Raw genomic sequence first — 16,309 nt, 5'->3', positions numbered from 1 at the left:
TAAATCATCAAAAATTATTCAACATAAAAAAAGCGTAACAAAAAGTTACGCTTTTGAAAATTATTGCTATCAAAAATTATATCTTAAAAGCTTTTTCTTGTGGATAAAAAGCTGTTTCTGCTAACTGCTCTTCAATACGTAATAACTGGTTATATTTTGCCATTCTATCACTTCTTGAAGCAGAACCTGTTTTTATCTGTCCTGTATTTAAAGCAACCGCTAAATCTGCAATTGTATTATCTTCTGTTTCCCCTGAACGGTGAGACATCACAGAAGTGTAACCTGCATTATGCGCCATATTAACCGCCGCAATAGTTTCTGAAAGTGTACCAATTTGATTCACTTTAATTAAAATTGAATTAGCCACCTTATTACTAATTCCTTTTTCTAAACGCTCTACATTGGTTACAAATAAATCATCGCCGACTAATTGAACTTTATGGCCTATTTTTTCAGTTAAATACTGCCAACCATCCCAATCGTTTTCATCCATTCCATCTTCAATAGAAATGATTGGATAATTATCAACTAATTCTGCTAAATAATCTGCTTGCTCTTGACTATTTCTAATCTTGCCTTGCTCAGCTTCAAAAATAGAATAGTCATATTTTCCATTTTTGTAAAATTCTGCTGCAGCACAATCTAAAGCGATCATAATTTCACTTCCAAATTTATACCCGGCACTTTCTACAGCTTCTTTAATTGAATCTAATGCGTCTTCTGTACCCTTAAGTGTTGGTGCAAACCCACCTTCATCACCAACTGCAGTGCTTAAACCGCGATTTTTTAACACTTGTTTTAAATGATGGAATATTTCTGTTCCCATTTGTAATGCTTCTGAAAAGCTAGAGGATTTTACAGGCATTATCATAAATTCTTGAAATGCTATAGGCGCATCAGAATGAGAACCTCCATTAATAATATTCATCATAGGTACAGGAAGCGTTTTAGCGCTTACTCCACCAATATAGCGATATAAAGGCAAGCTTAATTCATTTGCTGCAGCATGAGCAACTGCTAGAGAAACACCCAAAATTGCATTTGCTCCTAAATTAGATTTATTAGGTGTTCCGTCTAGATCTAACATCGTTTTATCAATACTTTCTTGCTCAAACACAGAAAGTCCTAAGAGCCTATCAGCAATTTGATTATTGACATTATCAACTGCATTTTTTACACCTTTACCCATAAAATCACTTCCGCCGTCTCTAAGTTCAACCGCTTCGTGTTCTCCTGTAGATGCTCCCGATGGAACGGCCGCTCTACCTAAAAATCCATTTTCAGTTATAACGTCAACCTCTACCGTAGGGTTCCCCCTTGAATCAAAAATTTGTCTTGCGTGAATATCTATGATTAAACTCATATCCGTAAATTTTTAGGCCTTACTTTTTTTTATATTTTCTATAAAATCATCAAATAAATAACTTGCATCGTGAGGACCAGGACTAGCCTCTGGATGATACTGTACTGAAAAACAATTTTTATTTTTCATTTTTAAACCAGCAACAGTATTATCATTAAGATGAGTGTGTGTAATTTCTACTTCACCATTACTTTCTAGACTTTCTCTACTCACAGCAAATCCGTGGTTCTGAGAAGTGATTTCTCCTTTACCAGTTATTAAGTTTTTTACCGGGTGATTAATCCCTCGATGTCCGTGGTGCATTTTAAATGTAGAAACACCATTGGCTAGCGCAATAATCTGATGTCCTAAACAAATTCCAAATAACGGATGATCATTCTCTATTATCTCTTTAGCCAAGTTAATAGCATCAGTCAAGGGTTCTGGATCTCCAGGACCATTTGACAAGAAGTAACCATCAGGATTCCAAGAACTCATTTCTTGGTAAGTTGTGTTATAGGGAAAAACTTTTATATAGCAATCTCTTTTGGCAAGATTACGAAGTATATTTTTTTTGATACCTATATCTAGGGCAGCGATTTTATAGGTTGCATTTTCGTCACCTACAAAATATGGTTCTTTAGTTGATACCTTTGACGCTAATTCTAAACCAGCCATATCAGGAATTTCACTTAACTCCTTTTTTAATGTATTAATTTCATCAACGCGAGTAGAAATAACAGCATTCATAGCTCCATTTTCTCTAATATAAGAAACCAAAGCTCTTGTATCTACATCTGAAATTGCTACAAGATTAAATTTTTTGAGAAATTCTTCTAAAGATAAATCTGATTTTACTCGAGAATAATTATAACTAAAATTTTTACAAATTAAACCGGCAATTTTAATACTTTCTGATTCAATTTCTTCACTAAAAGTTCCATAATTACCAATATGAGCATTAGTTGTAACCATAAGTTGCCCATAATAAGATGGATCTGTAAAAATCTCCTGATATCCTGTCATACCAGTATTGAAGGCAACTTCACCAAATGATGTTCCTTCTTGATCTCCAATTAATTTACCATGAAAAATGGTTCCGTCTTCTAAGAGTAAGATTGCTTTTTTACGAACGTGATATTTCATTGTTTTTATTTATAAGAAAAATTAAAAAAAAAGGATAAACTCTAAAAGCTTATCCTTCTTTTCAAAAAATTATTCAATAAGAATATTCATTTTACTCATCGTCTTTAGATGATTTTTCTTCTTTAGATTCAGTAGAAGTTTCAGCTGTAGTAGTTTCAGACTTACTTTTGCTTCCTCCTCCTCTTCTACTACGACGAGTTGATTTCTTCTTAGTAGCATCAACATTATAAACTTCATTAAAGTCTACTAATTCTATAAGTGCCATTTCAGCGTTATCCCCAAGTCTGTTTCCTAACTTGATGATACGTGTATAACCTCCCGGTCTATCACCAACCTTTGGAGCTACCTCTCTAAAAAGTTCACTCACAGCGTACTTATCACGAAGCTTAGAAAATACTAATCTCCTGTTATGTGTAGTATCGGTTTTTGACTTTGTTACTAACGGTTCTACAAATTGTTTTAAAGCTTTTGCTTTAGCAAGTGTAGTGTTTATACGTTTATGTTCAATTAGAGAAGCCGACATATTTGCTAACATTGCTTTTCTATGCGCCGTCTTTCTACTTAAATGATTGAATTTCTTTCCGTGTCTCATGACTTTTTATTTAACATCATCTTGCTACTAAACCCTCGCGGGGAGCAAAATATGATGAATTAATCTTTATCTAATTTATATTTTGAAAGATCCATTCCGAAATTTAATCCTTTAACATTCACTAGTTCTTCTAATTCTGTTAAAGATTTCTTTCCGAAATTACGGAACTTCATCAAATCGTTTTTATTATAAGATACTAAGTCTCCTAAAGTATCTACTTCAGCTGCTTTTAAACAGTTCAATGCTCTTACCGAAAGATCTAAATCTACTAATTTAGTTTTCAATAATTGACGCATATGCAACGATTCTTCGTCGTATGTTTCTGTTTGTGCAATTTCATCAGCTTCTAATGTTATACGCTCATCAGAGAATAACATGAAGTGGTGAATTAAGATTTTTGCAGCTTCCGTTAAAGCATCTTTTGGATGAATAGAACCATCTGTACTGATTTCAAAAACTAATTTTTCATAATCGGTTTTTTGCTCTACACGAAAATTCTCGATGCTATATTTTACATTCTTAATGGGAGTGTAAATAGAATCTGTAAAAATCGTACCTAATGCAGCATTAGATTTTTTATTTTCTTCAGCAGGAACATAACCTCTACCTTTATCGATAGTAAGTTCCATATTAAGATTTACACTTTTCTCTAAGTTACAAAGTACTAAATCTGGATTTAATACTTGAAAACCTGAGATGAATTTTTGTAAATCACCCGCTGTTATTTGTTCTTTACCAGACAAAGATGCAGTAATTGTTTCATTATCTACTTCTTCTATTTGTCTTTTGAAGCGAACTTGCTTAAGGTTCAAAATAATTTCTGTTACATCTTCTACAACGCCAGCGATGGTAGAAAATTCGTGATCTACACCTTCTATACGAAGAGATGTAATCGCAAATCCTTCTAAAGAAGACAACAGTACTCGTCTTAAAGCGTTACCAACAGTCAATCCGTAACCAGGTTCTAAAGGGCGGAATTCAAACTTCCCTTCAAACTCAGTTGAATCGATCATGATAACTTTATCGGGCTTTTGAAAATTAAGTATTGCCATATTGTGAGTCTGTCTGTTAAAAATTATTTAGAATATAATTCGACGATAAATTGTTCGTTTATGTTTTCTGGAATCTGAATTCTAGAAGGAGTAGTTACAAAAGTTCCTTCTTTCTTTTCACTATTCCAAGTAATCCATTCGTATACACTACTTGAATTCTCTAAAGAACTCTGGATAGCCGTTAATGATTTAGACTTCTCTCTTACCCCTACAACATCTCCTTCTTTCAAGTGGTAAGATGGAATATTAACAATCTCTCCATTCACAGTTATGTGTCTGTGAGAAACTAATTGTCTCGCTCCTCTTCTAGATGGAGAAACCCCCATTCTATAAACAACATTATCCAAACGAGATTCACACAATTGTAATAAAACCTCACCGGTAATTCCCTGAGCACGAGTTGCTTTTTTAAACATATTTCTGAATTGACGCTCTAAAATACCATAGGTATATTTAGCTTTTTGCTTTTCAGCTAACTGAATTGCGTATTCAGACTTTTTACCTCTTCTTCTATTATTCCCGTGTTGACCAGGAGGATAATTTCTTTTTTCGAAAGATTTATCATCTCCGAATATAGCCTCACCAAATTTTCGAGCTATTTTAGTTTTTGGACCAGTATATCTTGCCATTTATTTATTTTTTTAAAAGGTGATTATGAATTAAGGTCTAAGTTATTAATCCTTCGATAATCGTAATACCTTTTAGTTTTTAAATTACTTATACTCTTCGTCTTTTAGGAGGACGACACCCATTGTGTGGAATTGGAGTGATATCGATAATTTCTGTAACTTCGATTCCTCCATTATGGATAGATCTTATTGCAGACTCTCTACCGTTTCCAGGTCCTTTCACATAAACTTTCACTTTCTTCAAACCAGCTTCACTAGCTACTTTAGAAGCATCTTCAGCAGCTAATTGAGCAGCGTAAGGAGTATTTTTCTTACTACCTCTGAAACCCATTTTTCCTGCTGATGACCAAGAAATAACGTCTCCATTTTTATTTGTCAAACAAACAATGATATTATTAAAAGAAGCAGTAATATGCGCTTCTCCAAAAGAATCAACGTTTACTTTACGCTTTTTTGTTGTCGATTTTGCCATAATTACTTATTATTTAGTTGCTTTTTTCTTGTTAGCAACTGTTTTTCTTCTTCCCTTACGCGTTCTAGAGTTATTTTTAGTTCGCTGACCTCTTAAAGGAAGTCCGGTTCTATGACGAATTCCTCTGTAACAACCAATATCCATTAAGCGCTTAATACTTAACTGAACCTCAGAACGAAGCTCTCCTTCTATTGTGTAATTACCAATGGTTTCACGAATTCTACCAATCTCTTCGTCTGTCCAATCAGAAACCTTTGTACTTTCATCTACTTTGGCATTTTTAAGGATTTCTTGAGCCCTACTTTTGCCAATTCCGAAGATATAGGTCAATGCTATAACTCCTCGCTTTTGTTTTGGTATGTCAACACCTGCAATTCTTGCCATAATTACCCTTGTCTTTGTTTAAATCTAGGATTCTTTTTGTTAATAACGTAAAGCCTACCTTTTCTGCGTACAATTTTGCAGTCGGCGCTTCGTTTTTTTACTGATGCTCTTACTTTCATCTCTTTTGTTTTTTCTAATAAAAGTAACGTTATAGTAACGTTTTACAGTTATTTAAAAATTTTTCGGATTGCAAAAGTAATGAAAAATTTCTAAACTCCTATCTTTTAATCAATTATTAGTATCTATATGTAATTCGAGCCTTTGTTAAATCGTAAGGACTCATTTCTAATTTCACTTTATCTCCTGGTAATAATTTTATATAGTGCATACGCATTTTACCTGAAATGTGCGCAGTTACTACATGACCATTTTCCAGTTCTACTCTAAACATTGCATTAGATAATGCTTCAATAATAGTTCCGTCTTGTTCTATCGCGGGTTGTTTTGCCATAATTTAAGCTACTGCTTTTCGATTTCTACCTGATTTCATTAGTCCATCATAATGTCTATTCAACAAATACGAATTAACTTGTTGCATCGTATCTATAGCAACCCCAACCATAATCAGTAAAGATGTACCTCCAAAAAATAGAGCCCATCCTTGCTGTACTCCTATAGAAACAATAATTGCAGGAAATATCGCAATTAATGCTAAAAATACAGAACCTGGAAGTGTGATTTGAGACATTATTCTATCTAAATATTCTGCTGTATCTGTCCCGGGTTTAATTCCAGGAATAAATCCACCACTACGCTTTAAATCATCCGCCATTTTATTAGTTGGTACTGTAATGGCAGTATAGAAATACGTAAATATGATAATCAATAGTGCGAACACTAAGTTATACCAAAAACCAAATATATTATTAAAAGCTCCTGCTATACCCTGTGCTGTTTCTGAATCCGAAAGACCGGCTAATGCTGCAGGAATAAACATAATTGCTTGTGCAAATATAATTGGCATTACCCCTGAAGCATTTAATTTTAATGGAATAAACTGTCTAGCTCCTCCAAAAATATTTTTTTCATAGCCTCCTGAAGCATTTCTTCTCGCATATTGAACAGGAATCTGACGAACGGCCATCACAAGCATTACTGATGCAAAAATGATAGCAAACCAGATGACCAATTCAATAAGAATCATAACCATACCTCCGTTAGATTCAGAAACTCTTGAAACCCATTCTTGTAAAAATGATTGCGGCAAAGTGGCTATAATCCCTACCATAATAAGCAAAGAAATACCGTTACCAATACCTTTATCTGTAATACGTTCTCCTAACCACATTGCAAAAATAGTTCCTGTTGTCAGAATGATTACAGAAGAAACAATAAACGAAAGAGAATCACCCATTAAAAAAGCGCTTTCTGGTAGTGTAGAGAAAAGATTATAAATATAACCTGGTCCTTGAACCAAAGTTATAGCAATCGTCAACCAGCGTGTTATTTGGTTAATTTTCTTTCTACCACTCTCTCCTTCTTTTTGGAGTTTTTGAAGGTAAGGAACAGCAATACCCATTAACTGCACCACAATAGATGCAGAGATGTAAGGCATAATACCTAATGCAAAAATAGAAGCATTTGCAAATGCCCCCCCAGTAAATGCGTTCAGTAAACCAAGTAAACCTCCATCTGCTTGAGTTGATAAATCTGCTAATTGAGCAGCGTCAATTCCGGGAAGTACAATTTGTGTTCCAAATCTATACACTAATAAGAGCCCAAGCGTAACTAAAATACGATTTTTGAGCTCTTCTATTTTCCAAATGTTTTTTATTGTTTCAATAAATTTCATGCTAATGTCTTAATTATAAGGTTACCGCTTCTCCTCCTGCAGCCTCAATAGCTTCTTTAGCAGAGGCAGTAAATTTATGAGCAGAAACCTTTAATTTTGCTTTAAGTTCACCTCTTCCTAAAATCTTAACCAGTTCATTCTTTCTAGCTAAACGATTTTCGATTAAAGTTTCAAAATCAACCGTATCTTTAATTTTACCATCATCAACTAATTGTTGAAGCGTATCTAAATTAACACCTTGGTATTCTTTACGATTAATATTGTTAAAACCGAATTTAGGAACTCGTCTTTGAAGTGGCATCTGACCACCTTCAAAACCGATTTTCTTAGAATAACCTGAACGAGATTTAGCACCTTTGTGCCCACGAGTTGAAGTACCTCCTTTACCTGATCCTTCTCCACGCCCTACACGCTTATTATTACTACGCACTGAACCCTTTGCAGGTTTTAAGTTATTTAATTCCATTGCTTATCTTATTTTGTTTCTTCTACAGAAACTAAATGTTTCACTTTATTTACCATTCCAAGGATGTTAGGCGAATCATTATGCTCAACGCTTTGCCCAATTTTTTTCAATCCTAATGCTTCTAGAGTAAGCTTTTGGTTTTTAGTACGGTTAATCGCACTTCTTACTTTAGTTACTTTTATCTTTCCCATGTTTCCTTGAATTATTATCCGTTAAAAACCTTATCTAAAGAAATACCACGTTGTTTCGCAACAGTATCTGCACTACGTAATTTAAGTAACGCATCAAAAGTTGCCTTTACAACATTATGCGGGTTAGAAGAACCTTGGTTTTTAGATAGTACATCATGCACACCTACTGATTCTAATACTGAACGGATTGCACCACCAGCAATTACACCGGTACCTGTTGAAGCTGGAATTAACAATACTCTAGCTCCTCCATATTTACCTTTTTGCTCGTGAGGCAAAGTTCCTTTATGTAAGGGAATACGAACCAAATTCTTCTTTGCATCTTCTACTGCCTTAGCAATAGCTTCTGCAACTTCTTTAGATTTACCTAAACCTTGACCAACAACACCATTTTCATCTCCTACAACAACGATAGCAGAAAATCCAAAAGCTCTACCACCTTTAGTAACTTTAGTTACCCGTTGTACTCCAACTAAACGATCTTTTAAGTCTAAGCCGCTTGGCTTTACACGTTCTACGTTTTTATAATCTTGATACATATCTTTTTAGAATTTAAGTCCTCCTTCGCGAGCACCTTCTGCTAATGATTTAACTCTACCATGGTATAAATAACCACTTCTGTCAAAAGTAATGGTATTTATTCCATTTTGTGTTGCTTTTTCAGCAATTAATTTCCCAACAGCTGTAGCTACATCAGATTTTGAACCTTCTGTGCTTACACCTTTATCTCTAGAAGAGGCTGATACTAAAGTCTTCCCCTCAACATCATCAATTATTTGAGCATAAATTTCTTTATTACTTCTAAAAACTGATAATCTTGGTGTTTCAGCTGTACCAACCAGATTCTTACGAATCCTTTTTCTAATTTTATTTCTTCTTTTTACTTTTGAAAATGCCATAACTACACTTTATTAAGCTGATTTACCTGCTTTTCTTCGTAATTGCTCTCCTACAAATTTAATCCCTTTTCCTTTGTAAGGTTCAGGTTTACGGAAGCCTCGAATTTTTGCAGCAACTTGTCCTACTAATTGCTTATCGTGAGATGTTAATTTAACAATTGGGTTTTTACCTTTCTCACTCACGGTTTCAACCTTAACTTCAGGAGCTAAATCTACTACAATGTTATGAGAATAACCAATAGCTAAATCTAACTTCTGCCCTTGATTGGTTGCTCTGTACCCTACACCAACTAATTCAAGTTCTTTTGTATATCCTTTAGATACACCCTGAATCATGTTGTTAATCAAAGCTCTGTACAAACCGTGTTTAGATTTGAAAACCTTTTTTTCTGAAGGTCTTTCTAAAACGATTTTATCGTCTTCTATTTTAATATCTATATCGCTGAACTCTTGCGTTAGCTCTCCTAATTTTCCTTTAACCGTTACTATTCCGTTCTTAACGTCTACATTAACGCCTTCTGGAATGGTTACGGGACTTTTACCTATTCTTGACATTGTTTTCGTCTTTTAAGTATTAGTAAACGTAGCAAAGTACTTCTCCACCAACTTTTTCTTTTCTAGCCTGTTTGTCTGTCATTACTCCGTGTGAAGTAGAAACAATAGCAACACCTAAGCCATTAAGAATTCTTGGCAATTCTTCAGCACCTGCATATTTACGTAAACCAGGTTTACTTATTCGTTGAATCTCCTTAATTACCGATTCTTTAGTATCCTTATCATACTTAAGAGCTATTTTGATGGTTCCTTGAGCGGTCTCATCTTCAAATTTGTAACTAAGAACATATCCTTGATCGAATAATATCTTTGTGATCTGTTTCTTTAAATTAGATGCTGGAATTTCAACCACTCTATGGTTTGCCGCAACAGCATTTCTAATTCTTGTTAAATAATCTGCAATAGGATCTGTATTCATCTATTCTAATTTATGGTTGTGGTTTTCAATAATGAACCTTCAACCCATTTATAAATTTACCAACTGGCTTTTTTTACTCCAGGAATTAATCCTTTATTAGCCATTTCTCTAAACATAACACGAGAAACGCCAAATTGTCTCATATACCCTTTCGGTCTACCTGTAAGTTTACAACGATTATGCAAACGTACCGGTGAAGAATTTTTTGGCAATTTCTGCAATGCTTCATAATCTCCAGCTTCTTTTAAAGCTTTACGTTTATCAGCATACTTATCTACCAATTTCTGTCTTTTCACCTCACGGGCTTTCATTGATTCTTTAGCCATAATTAATTCTTTTTAAAAGGTAATCCTAGTTCAGTTAACAATGATTTTGCTTCCTTATCAGTATTTGCGGTAGTTACAAATGTAATATCCATACCGTTAATTCTGTTTACACTATCAATATTGATCTCAGGAAAAATTATTTGCTCAGTTACACCAAGGTTATAATTCCCTCTTCCATCAAATCCTGTAGCACTAATCCCATTAAAATCACGAACTCGCGGAAGTGCAGCAGTTATTAAACGGTCTAAAAATTCGTACATACGTTCACCTCTTAAGGTAACTTTTGCACCAATTGGCATCCCTTTACGTAATTTAAATGTAGCAACATCTTTTTTAGAAATAGTTGATACCGCTTTTTGACCCGTTATTGTGGTTAATTCCTCAACAGCGTGGTCAATAAGTTTTTTGTCAGCTACTGCAGCACCTACACCTCTACTAAGAACGATCTTAGTTAGCTTTGGAACTTGCATTTTATTCTCATAACTGAACTCCTCTGTAAGAGCTGAAATGACCTTGTCTTTATACTCTTGTTTAAGTCTTGGTACGTAACTCATAACTAAATTACTTCATTAGATTTTTTAGAAAATCTCACTTTATTATCACCTTCCATTCTATATCCAACACGAGTTGTGTTACCGTCTTTATCTACTAAAGCAAGGTTTGAGATATGGATTGGAGCTTCTTTTTTTGCAATTCCACCTTGTGGGTTAGATGCACTTGGTTTCTCATGTTTAGAAATCATGTTAACACCTTCTACAATTGCTTTATTCTTTTCAATTAATACCACTTGTACTTTACCTTCTTGACCTTTATGATCTCCAGCAATCACCTTCACGGTATCTCCTGATTTTATTTTAAGCTTTGCCATCTTTTCTGTATTAAAGCACCTCTGGTGCTAATGATACAATCTTCATAAATTGTTTATCACGAAGTTCTCTCGCCACAGGCCCAAAAACACGTGTTCCTCTCATCTCCCCAGTTGGGTTTAGAAGAACACACGCATTATCATCAAAACGGATATAAGATCCGTCTGGTCTGCGTACTTCTTTTTTGGTACGAACAACAACTGCTGTAGAAACTGCACCTTTTTTAATGTTTCCATTAGGTGTAGCTTCTTTTACGCTGACAACGATTTTGTCTCCAACAGAAGCGTATCTCTTTTTTGTACCTCCTAATACACGAATTGCTAATACTTCTTTAGCTCCGGTATTATCTGCCACTCTTAATCTAGACTCTTGTTGTACCATAATTACTTCGCTCTTTCAATTATTTCTACTAATCTCCAACTTTTAGTTTTACTTAAAGGTCGTGTTTCCATGATCTTTACAGTATCCCCTTCGTTGCAGTCATTTGTCTCGTCGTGCGCTACGTATTTCTTCGTCTTTAAAACGAATTTTCCATACATAGGGTGTTTCATTTTCTTTACTTCAGAAACAACAATAGATTTCTCCATTCTGTTACTAGTAACAACACCTATACGTTCTTTTCTTAAGTTTCTTTTTTCCATCTTACTTCAGCAGAATTATTGTAATTCTCTTTTTGTCAGTTCTGTTGCTAATCGCGCATTAGTCCTTCTAACAGTTCTTAACTGCGCCGGATTATCTAACGGCGTAATTGCATGAGCCATTTTTAAATCTGTGTAAGATTGCTTTGCTTTAGCAATTTCTTCTTGCAATTCAGCTACCGATAATTTTTCTACTTCTGATTGTTTCATAATTTCAAAAATTATTCTTGATAATCCCTAGCTACAATAAATTTAGTTCTCACGGGTAATTTTTGCGCTGCAAGACGTAACGCCTCTTTAGCAGTTGCCATCGAAACTCCTCCTAATTCAAAAAGGATTCTTCCTGGCTTCACTACAGCGGCCCAATACTCTACGTTACCTTTACCTTTACCCATACGTACTTCTAATGGTTTTTTGGTAATAGGCTTGTCTGGGAAAATTTTAATCCATAAAGATCCTTCCCTTTTCATATAACGAGTAGCAGCAATACGAGCTGCCTCTATTTGTCTTGCAGTAACAAAACTAGAATCTAATGATTTGATTCCGAAAGTCCCATTTGAAAGTCTATGCCCTCTCTGTGCATTTCCTTTCATACGACCTTTTTGCTGCTTACGGTATTTTGTTCTTTTAGGCTGTAACATTTCTTTTTCTTTAAAAAATTACTTTCTACGACGTGATTTGTTACCACCTCGTCCAGATCCAGATTTCCCTCCTTGCTTTTTAGATAAACCTACAAGCGGAGAAAGTTCTCTTTTTCCGTATACCTCGCCTTTCATAATCCATACTTTAATGCCCAATCTACCATAAGTAGTATGCGCTTCAACTAAAGCATAATCAATGTCGGCTCTAAAGGTTGACAATGGAATTCTACCATCTTTATAAGCTTCTGAACGCGCCATCTCAGCACCGTTTAAACGACCTGAAATCTGGATTTTAATTCCTTCTGCATTCATACGCATTGCAGCAGCAATAGCCATTTTAATTGCACGACGATAAGAAATACGATTTTCTATTTGTCTTGCAACACTCGCTGCTACTAGATGAGCATCTAATTCAGGTCTTTTAATTTCAAAAATATTAACCTGAACCTCCTTGCCTGTGATTTTCTTAAGCTCTTCTTTCAACTTGTCTACCTCCTGACCGCCTTTTCCAATTATAATACCTGGACGAGCGGTGGTGATAGTAACGGTTACAAGTTTAAGTGTACGCTCGATAATCACTCTAGATACACTAGCTTTTGAAAGACGTGCATGGATATACTTTCTAATCTTATCATCTTCGGCAAGTTTATTACCGTAATCATCTCCTCCGTACCAGTTAGATTCCCATCCTTTAATGATACCAAGTCTGTTTCCGATTGGATTTGTTTTTTGTCCCATACTCCTTACTTAGCTTTGTGTATTGTTATTAGATCCTAACACAAGTGTAACATGGTTAGATCTTTTTCTAATTCTATGTGCTCTTCCTTGTGGGGCAGGACGAAGTCTTTTCAACATACTTCCTCCATCCACACGAATCTCTTTAATAAACAACTCCGCATCTTCTAAACTAGCATCTTCATTCTTCATTTGCCAGTTTGCAATAGCTGAAAGCAAAAGCTTTTCTACTCTACCTGACGCTTCTTTAGAGCTGAATTTTAAAATTTGAAGCGCTTTCTCTACACCTTCACCTCTTACCAAATCTGCAACTAATCGCATTTTTCTTGGTGAAGTAGGGCAGTTATTTAGCTTTGCAAAAGCTACTTGCTTTTTAGCCTCTTTTATTTGCTCTGCTCTCTCTCTTTTACGAACTCCCATAGCTTCAATTATTTTTTACCTTTATTTTTTGCACCAGCGTGACCTCTAAAAGATCTAGTTGGTGAAAATTCTCCTAATTTATGACCTACCATATTCTCTGTAACATAAACAGGAACAAATTGTTTCCCATTATGAACTCCGATAGTTTGCCCTACAAAATCTGGTGTAATCATCGAAGCGCGAGACCAAGTTTTGATCACGGTTTTCTTACCAGACTCAACATTTTGAGCAACTTTTTTCTCTAACTTATAGTGAACGTAAGGTCCTTTTTTTAATGAACGTGCCATATCTTAATTATTTCTTTCTACGTTCTACAATATACTTATTACTCGATTTGGTTTTAGAACGAGTTCTGAAACCTTTTGCAGGAAGACCTTTTCTTGATCTTGGATGACCTCCAGAAGCACGACCTTCTCCACCACCCATTGGGTGATCTACAGGATTCATCACCACTGGTCTTGTTCTTGGTCTTCTACCTAACCAACGTTTTCTACCCGCTTTACCTGAAACCATCAACTGATGATCACTGTTAGACACAGCACCAATAGTTGCTAAACATTCAGCTAAAACCATTCTAGTTTCACCCGAAGGTAATTTAATTGTAGCGTACTTTCCTTCTCTAGCCATTAGCTGAGCAAAAGCTCCAGCACTTCTCGCCATGACAGCACCCTGTCCAGGACGCAGCTCAACACAAGAAACTACTGTACCTAATGGTATCTGAGATAATGGCATCGCATTCCCTATCTCTGTAGCAATTCCAGACGTACCAGACACAAGATTTTGCCCTACCTGAAGCCCATTTTGAGCTATCACGTAACGCTTCTCTCCGTCTTGATAATTCAACAACGCAATAAAAGCAGTCCTATTAGGATCATACTCTATCGAAGCTACCGTTCCAGGAACACCTTGCTTATCACGTTTAAAATCAATAACACGATAACGTTTCTTATGACCACCACCTAAATAGCGCATAGTCATTTTTCCTTGACTGTTTCTACCTCCAGATCTTTTTTTCGGAGCAAGCAAGCTTTTCTCCGGCTTGTCAGTTGTAATGGCGTCATACCCATTAACAACTCTAAATCGCTGACCAGGAGTAATTGGTTTTAATTTTCTAACCGACATTTCTAATTCTCTTAAAGATTAGCATATAAATCTATAGTTTCTCCTTCCGCCACCTGTACAATTGCTTTTTTATAAGCATTTGTTTTACCAGTAACAATCCCAGTTTTCGTATAACGACTCTTGCGATTTGGACGGACATTCATAGTACGAACTTTTTCAACTGAAACACCATAAGCAGACTCTACTGCGTCTTTAATTTCAATCTTGTTCGCCTTATTATCCACAACAAAAGCGAAGCGGTTATTCAACTCACTATCGTTTGTTGCCTTTTCTGTAATAATAGGTTTTTTTAAGATACTCATAATGCTTATTTACTCAAATTCGACTCTATTCCTTCTAAAGAACCCTCTAAAAGCACAACATTTTTAGCATTAAGTATTTTGTAAGTACTTAATTCTGAGTTAGTTATAACTTCAGAGCTCTTTAAATTGCGTGATGACAAATATACATTTTTATTTGACCCACCCAACACGATTAAAGATTTTTTACCGTTTAAGCCTAAGCTATTTAAAACTTCAATAAAGTTTTTTGTTTTAGGCGTATCGAAATCAAAATCCTCAACTACAACAATAGCGTTATCCTTTGCTTTCTGACTTAATGCAGATTTTCTAGCTAAACGCTTAAGGTTTTTATTCAATTTAAAACCGTAGTCTTTTGGTCTAGGACCAAAAACTCTACCTCCACCTTTGAAAATTGGAGATTTTATACTACCTGCTCTTGCAGTACCGGTTCCTTTTTGCTTTTTAATCTTTCTTGTACTTCCTTTAATTTCAGCACGCTCTTTTGCTTTGTGAGTACCTTGGCGTTGATTAGCCAAATACTGTTTCACATCTAAATAAACAGCGTGATCATTAGGTTCAATTCCAAAAACAGCATCAGAAAGGTCTGCCTTTCTTCCTGTTTCTTTTCCTTTAATATCTAATACTGCTACTTTCATTACTTCTGTATAGTTACATAAGCGTTTTTGTGACCTGGAACACAGCCCTTCACAACCAGTAGATTCTTATCAGAAACCACCTTCAACACTTTAAGGTTTTGTACTTTCACTTTATCTCCTCCCATTTGGCCAGCCATACGCATACCTTTAAAGATACGTGCAGGATAAGAAGCTGCCCCAACAGAACCTGGAGCTCTTAGCATACTTTGTTGACCGTGAGTTTTAGATGACCCTCTAAACCCATGTCTTTTAACAACACCCTGAAAACCTTTACCTTTAGAAGTACCTGATACATCAACAAATTCTCCTTCAGTAAAATGTTCTACAGTAATTTCATCACCTAAATTGTGATCCCCTTCGAAACCTTGAAACTCGACAACTTTACGTTTGGCAACAGTACCAGCTTTTTTAAAGTGCCCTTGAGCAGCTTTAACAGTACTTTTGTCTGTTCTGTCATCGAAACCAAGTTGAAGTGCTTCATACCCGTCAACCTCATTGGTTCTGACTTGGGTAACTACGCATGGCCCAGCTTGTATAACGGTACATGGAATATTTTTTCCATTCTCGTCAAAAATGCTGGTCATACCGATTTTTTTTCCTATTAACCCAGACATATTTATTAATTATTAATTAAACTATTATTAAAAAAATAGGACTAGAAAAATACTAGTCCTATGTATTTTTCA

30 protein-coding genes are annotated in these 16,309 nt (G+C 35.2%); all 30 read right to left on the bottom strand.

The genetic code is table 11. From position 1 onward, the window contains the following. Window positions 1-76 precede the first annotated feature (76 nt). Entirely contained in the window at window positions 77-1,363 is a 1,287-nt protein-coding gene (gene eno, locus D9R05_RS13755) for a phosphopyruvate hydratase (RefSeq protein ID WP_121667809.1), read from the bottom strand. Window positions 1,364-1,375: 12 nt separating this feature from the next. Further along, the gene (gene carA, locus D9R05_RS13750; protein ID WP_121667808.1) at window positions 1,376-2,488 is read right to left on the bottom strand and encodes a glutamine-hydrolyzing carbamoyl-phosphate synthase small subunit; all 1,113 of its coding nucleotides are present in this window, start codon (window positions 2,486-2,488) and stop codon (window positions 1,376-1,378) included. A gap of 91 nt (window positions 2,489-2,579) precedes the next feature. Next, complete coding sequence (rplQ, locus tag D9R05_RS13745; protein WP_121667807.1) at window positions 2,580-3,080, bottom strand: 50S ribosomal protein L17; 501 nt, start codon at window positions 3,078-3,080, stop codon at window positions 2,580-2,582. Between the two features lie 59 nt (window positions 3,081-3,139). After that, window positions 3,140-4,132, bottom strand: a complete 993-nt coding sequence (locus D9R05_RS13740) for a DNA-directed RNA polymerase subunit alpha (RefSeq protein WP_121667806.1) — start codon at window positions 4,130-4,132, stop codon at window positions 3,140-3,142. A gap of 23 nt (window positions 4,133-4,155) precedes the next feature. After that, the gene (gene rpsD, locus D9R05_RS13735; RefSeq protein ID WP_121667805.1) at window positions 4,156-4,761 is read right to left on the bottom strand and encodes a 30S ribosomal protein S4; all 606 of its coding nucleotides are present in this window, start codon (window positions 4,759-4,761) and stop codon (window positions 4,156-4,158) included. Window positions 4,762-4,849: 88 nt separating this feature from the next. After that, window positions 4,850-5,233 (bottom strand): 30S ribosomal protein S11, encoded by a 384-nt coding sequence (gene rpsK, locus D9R05_RS13730; RefSeq protein ID WP_121667804.1) that lies wholly within the window; start codon window positions 5,231-5,233, stop codon window positions 4,850-4,852. 9 nt (window positions 5,234-5,242) lie between these two features. Further along, window positions 5,243-5,617 (bottom strand): 30S ribosomal protein S13, encoded by a 375-nt coding sequence (gene rpsM / locus D9R05_RS13725; protein WP_121667803.1) that lies wholly within the window; start codon window positions 5,615-5,617, stop codon window positions 5,243-5,245. Window positions 5,618-5,619: 2 nt separating this feature from the next. Further along, on the bottom strand, window positions 5,620-5,736 hold the full coding sequence (ykgO, locus tag D9R05_RS13720) for a type B 50S ribosomal protein L36 (protein ID WP_013305171.1): 117 nt from the start codon (window positions 5,734-5,736) through the stop codon (window positions 5,620-5,622). A gap of 116 nt (window positions 5,737-5,852) precedes the next feature. Continuing rightward, the gene (gene infA / locus D9R05_RS13715; protein ID WP_014031991.1) at window positions 5,853-6,068 is read right to left on the bottom strand and encodes a translation initiation factor IF-1; all 216 of its coding nucleotides are present in this window, start codon (window positions 6,066-6,068) and stop codon (window positions 5,853-5,855) included. A gap of 3 nt (window positions 6,069-6,071) precedes the next feature. Then, window positions 6,072-7,409: a preprotein translocase subunit SecY gene (gene secY, locus D9R05_RS13710; protein WP_121667802.1), complete on the bottom strand. Its 1,338-nt coding sequence runs from the start codon at window positions 7,407-7,409 to the stop codon at window positions 6,072-6,074. A gap of 13 nt (window positions 7,410-7,422) precedes the next feature. Next, on the bottom strand, window positions 7,423-7,875 hold the full coding sequence (rplO, locus tag D9R05_RS13705; protein WP_121667801.1) for a 50S ribosomal protein L15: 453 nt from the start codon (window positions 7,873-7,875) through the stop codon (window positions 7,423-7,425). 8 nt (window positions 7,876-7,883) lie between these two features. Then, entirely contained in the window at window positions 7,884-8,066 is a 183-nt protein-coding gene (rpmD, locus tag D9R05_RS13700; RefSeq protein WP_121667800.1) for a 50S ribosomal protein L30, read from the bottom strand. A 14-nt stretch (window positions 8,067-8,080) separates the two neighbouring features. After that, window positions 8,081-8,605, bottom strand: a complete 525-nt coding sequence (gene rpsE / locus D9R05_RS13695) for a 30S ribosomal protein S5 (RefSeq protein ID WP_121667799.1) — start codon at window positions 8,603-8,605, stop codon at window positions 8,081-8,083. Between the two features lie 6 nt (window positions 8,606-8,611). Further along, the gene (gene rplR / locus D9R05_RS13690; protein WP_121667798.1) at window positions 8,612-8,965 is read right to left on the bottom strand and encodes a 50S ribosomal protein L18; all 354 of its coding nucleotides are present in this window, start codon (window positions 8,963-8,965) and stop codon (window positions 8,612-8,614) included. 12 nt (window positions 8,966-8,977) lie between these two features. After that, window positions 8,978-9,520 carry a 50S ribosomal protein L6 gene (gene rplF / locus D9R05_RS13685; RefSeq protein ID WP_121667797.1) on the bottom strand — a complete coding sequence of 181 codons (543 nt, stop codon included), beginning with the start codon at window positions 9,518-9,520 and terminating at the stop codon, window positions 8,978-8,980. A gap of 19 nt (window positions 9,521-9,539) precedes the next feature. Continuing rightward, window positions 9,540-9,938 carry a 30S ribosomal protein S8 gene (gene rpsH / locus D9R05_RS13680; protein ID WP_121667796.1) on the bottom strand — a complete coding sequence of 133 codons (399 nt, stop codon included), beginning with the start codon at window positions 9,936-9,938 and terminating at the stop codon, window positions 9,540-9,542. 56 nt (window positions 9,939-9,994) lie between these two features. Beyond that, the gene (rpsN, locus tag D9R05_RS13675) at window positions 9,995-10,264 is read right to left on the bottom strand and encodes a 30S ribosomal protein S14 (protein ID WP_121667795.1); all 270 of its coding nucleotides are present in this window, start codon (window positions 10,262-10,264) and stop codon (window positions 9,995-9,997) included. A gap of 2 nt (window positions 10,265-10,266) precedes the next feature. Next, window positions 10,267-10,818: a 50S ribosomal protein L5 gene (gene rplE / locus D9R05_RS13670; RefSeq protein WP_121667794.1), complete on the bottom strand. Its 552-nt coding sequence runs from the start codon at window positions 10,816-10,818 to the stop codon at window positions 10,267-10,269. Between the two features lie 2 nt (window positions 10,819-10,820). Next, a complete protein-coding gene (gene rplX / locus D9R05_RS13665; protein WP_121667793.1) occupies window positions 10,821-11,132 on the bottom strand; it encodes a 50S ribosomal protein L24 in 312 nt (103 codons plus the stop codon). Window positions 11,133-11,142: 10 nt separating this feature from the next. After that, window positions 11,143-11,511, bottom strand: a complete 369-nt coding sequence (gene rplN / locus D9R05_RS13660; RefSeq protein ID WP_121667792.1) for a 50S ribosomal protein L14 — start codon at window positions 11,509-11,511, stop codon at window positions 11,143-11,145. A 2-nt stretch (window positions 11,512-11,513) separates the two neighbouring features. Then, entirely contained in the window at window positions 11,514-11,771 is a 258-nt protein-coding gene (rpsQ, locus tag D9R05_RS13655) for a 30S ribosomal protein S17 (protein ID WP_121667791.1), read from the bottom strand. Between the two features lie 15 nt (window positions 11,772-11,786). Then, window positions 11,787-11,978, bottom strand: coding sequence for a 50S ribosomal protein L29 (rpmC, locus tag D9R05_RS13650; RefSeq protein WP_121667790.1), 192 nt, complete (start codon window positions 11,976-11,978; stop codon window positions 11,787-11,789). An 11-nt stretch (window positions 11,979-11,989) separates the two neighbouring features. After that, window positions 11,990-12,409, bottom strand: a complete 420-nt coding sequence (rplP, locus tag D9R05_RS13645) for a 50S ribosomal protein L16 (protein ID WP_121667789.1) — start codon at window positions 12,407-12,409, stop codon at window positions 11,990-11,992. Between the two features lie 18 nt (window positions 12,410-12,427). Then, window positions 12,428-13,147, bottom strand: a complete 720-nt coding sequence (rpsC, locus tag D9R05_RS13640; RefSeq protein ID WP_121667788.1) for a 30S ribosomal protein S3 — start codon at window positions 13,145-13,147, stop codon at window positions 12,428-12,430. A 9-nt stretch (window positions 13,148-13,156) separates the two neighbouring features. After that, entirely contained in the window at window positions 13,157-13,564 is a 408-nt protein-coding gene (gene rplV / locus D9R05_RS13635; RefSeq protein WP_121667787.1) for a 50S ribosomal protein L22, read from the bottom strand. A gap of 8 nt (window positions 13,565-13,572) precedes the next feature. Further along, on the bottom strand, window positions 13,573-13,851 hold the full coding sequence (gene rpsS, locus D9R05_RS13630) for a 30S ribosomal protein S19 (RefSeq protein WP_121667786.1): 279 nt from the start codon (window positions 13,849-13,851) through the stop codon (window positions 13,573-13,575). A gap of 7 nt (window positions 13,852-13,858) precedes the next feature. Continuing rightward, complete coding sequence (gene rplB, locus D9R05_RS13625) at window positions 13,859-14,686, bottom strand: 50S ribosomal protein L2 (protein ID WP_121667785.1); 828 nt, start codon at window positions 14,684-14,686, stop codon at window positions 13,859-13,861. A gap of 11 nt (window positions 14,687-14,697) precedes the next feature. Beyond that, complete coding sequence (gene rplW, locus D9R05_RS13620) at window positions 14,698-14,988, bottom strand: 50S ribosomal protein L23 (RefSeq protein WP_121667784.1); 291 nt, start codon at window positions 14,986-14,988, stop codon at window positions 14,698-14,700. 5 nt (window positions 14,989-14,993) lie between these two features. Continuing rightward, a complete protein-coding gene (gene rplD / locus D9R05_RS13615) occupies window positions 14,994-15,623 on the bottom strand; it encodes a 50S ribosomal protein L4 (protein ID WP_121667783.1) in 630 nt (209 codons plus the stop codon). Beyond that, the gene (gene rplC, locus D9R05_RS13610) at window positions 15,623-16,237 is read right to left on the bottom strand and encodes a 50S ribosomal protein L3 (RefSeq protein ID WP_121667782.1); all 615 of its coding nucleotides are present in this window, start codon (window positions 16,235-16,237) and stop codon (window positions 15,623-15,625) included. The genes rplD and rplC overlap by 1 nt, the downstream gene beginning before the upstream one ends. Window positions 16,238-16,309 lie beyond the last annotated feature (72 nt).

This window comes from Mesonia aquimarina (assembly GCF_003667275.1).
Classification (GTDB): domain Bacteria; phylum Bacteroidota; class Bacteroidia; order Flavobacteriales; family Flavobacteriaceae; genus Mesonia; species Mesonia aquimarina.
Note: the sequence above shows the minus strand (reverse complement) of the source record. Positions and strands in the feature narration are given on the sequence as shown.

Bases quoted from the DNA above. Each gene is read 5' to 3' on its own strand.
- carA (WP_121667808.1), bottom strand. From the start codon at position 2,488: ATGAAATATCACGTTCGTAAAAAAGCAATCTTACTCTTAGAAGACGGA.
- rplV (WP_121667787.1), bottom strand. From the start codon at position 13,564: ATGGGAGTTCGTAAAAGAGAGAGAGCAGAGCAAATAAAAGAGGCTAAA.
- rpsH (WP_121667796.1), bottom strand. From the start codon at position 9,938: ATGAATACAGATCCTATTGCAGATTATTTAACAAGAATTAGAAATGCT.
- eno (WP_121667809.1), bottom strand. From the start codon at position 1,363: ATGAGTTTAATCATAGATATTCACGCAAGACAAATTTTTGATTCAAGG.
- rpmD (WP_121667800.1), bottom strand. From the start codon at position 8,066: ATGGGAAAGATAAAAGTAACTAAAGTAAGAAGTGCGATTAACCGTACT.
- rpsE (WP_121667799.1), bottom strand. From the start codon at position 8,605: ATGTATCAAGATTATAAAAACGTAGAACGTGTAAAGCCAAGCGGCTTA.
- rpsN (WP_121667795.1), bottom strand. From the start codon at position 10,264: ATGGCTAAAGAATCAATGAAAGCCCGTGAGGTGAAAAGACAGAAATTG.
- D9R05_RS13740 (WP_121667806.1), bottom strand. From the start codon at position 4,132: ATGGCAATACTTAATTTTCAAAAGCCCGATAAAGTTATCATGATCGAT.
- rplD (WP_121667783.1), bottom strand. From the start codon at position 15,623: ATGAAAGTAGCAGTATTAGATATTAAAGGAAAAGAAACAGGAAGAAAG.
- rpsQ (WP_121667791.1), bottom strand. From the start codon at position 11,771: ATGGAAAAAAGAAACTTAAGAAAAGAACGTATAGGTGTTGTTACTAGT.
- ykgO (WP_013305171.1), bottom strand. From the start codon at position 5,736: ATGAAAGTAAGAGCATCAGTAAAAAAACGAAGCGCCGACTGCAAAATT.
- rpsD (WP_121667805.1), bottom strand. From the start codon at position 4,761: ATGGCAAGATATACTGGTCCAAAAACTAAAATAGCTCGAAAATTTGGT.
- rplC (WP_121667782.1), bottom strand. From the start codon at position 16,237: ATGTCTGGGTTAATAGGAAAAAAAATCGGTATGACCAGCATTTTTGAC.
- rplW (WP_121667784.1), bottom strand. From the start codon at position 14,988: ATGAGTATCTTAAAAAAACCTATTATTACAGAAAAGGCAACAAACGAT.
- rpsK (WP_121667804.1), bottom strand. From the start codon at position 5,233: ATGGCAAAATCGACAACAAAAAAGCGTAAAGTAAACGTTGATTCTTTT.
- rplE (WP_121667794.1), bottom strand. From the start codon at position 10,818: ATGAGTTACGTACCAAGACTTAAACAAGAGTATAAAGACAAGGTCATT.
- rplR (WP_121667798.1), bottom strand. From the start codon at position 8,965: ATGGCATTTTCAAAAGTAAAAAGAAGAAATAAAATTAGAAAAAGGATT.
- secY (WP_121667802.1), bottom strand. From the start codon at position 7,409: ATGAAATTTATTGAAACAATAAAAAACATTTGGAAAATAGAAGAGCTC.
- rpsS (WP_121667786.1), bottom strand. From the start codon at position 13,851: ATGGCACGTTCATTAAAAAAAGGACCTTACGTTCACTATAAGTTAGAG.
- rplP (WP_121667789.1), bottom strand. From the start codon at position 12,409: ATGTTACAGCCTAAAAGAACAAAATACCGTAAGCAGCAAAAAGGTCGT.
- rplF (WP_121667797.1), bottom strand. From the start codon at position 9,520: ATGTCAAGAATAGGTAAAAGTCCCGTAACCATTCCAGAAGGCGTTAAT.
- rplO (WP_121667801.1), bottom strand. From the start codon at position 7,875: ATGGAATTAAATAACTTAAAACCTGCAAAGGGTTCAGTGCGTAGTAAT.
- rpsC (WP_121667788.1), bottom strand. From the start codon at position 13,147: ATGGGACAAAAAACAAATCCAATCGGAAACAGACTTGGTATCATTAAA.
- rplQ (WP_121667807.1), bottom strand. From the start codon at position 3,080: ATGAGACACGGAAAGAAATTCAATCATTTAAGTAGAAAGACGGCGCAT.
- rplX (WP_121667793.1), bottom strand. From the start codon at position 11,132: ATGGCAAAGCTTAAAATAAAATCAGGAGATACCGTGAAGGTGATTGCT.
- rpsM (WP_121667803.1), bottom strand. From the start codon at position 5,617: ATGGCAAGAATTGCAGGTGTTGACATACCAAAACAAAAGCGAGGAGTT.
- rpmC (WP_121667790.1), bottom strand. From the start codon at position 11,978: ATGAAACAATCAGAAGTAGAAAAATTATCGGTAGCTGAATTGCAAGAA.
- infA (WP_014031991.1), bottom strand. From the start codon at position 6,068: ATGGCAAAACAACCCGCGATAGAACAAGACGGAACTATTATTGAAGCA.
- rplN (WP_121667792.1), bottom strand. From the start codon at position 11,511: ATGGTACAACAAGAGTCTAGATTAAGAGTGGCAGATAATACCGGAGCT.
- rplB (WP_121667785.1), bottom strand. From the start codon at position 14,686: ATGTCGGTTAGAAAATTAAAACCAATTACTCCTGGTCAGCGATTTAGA.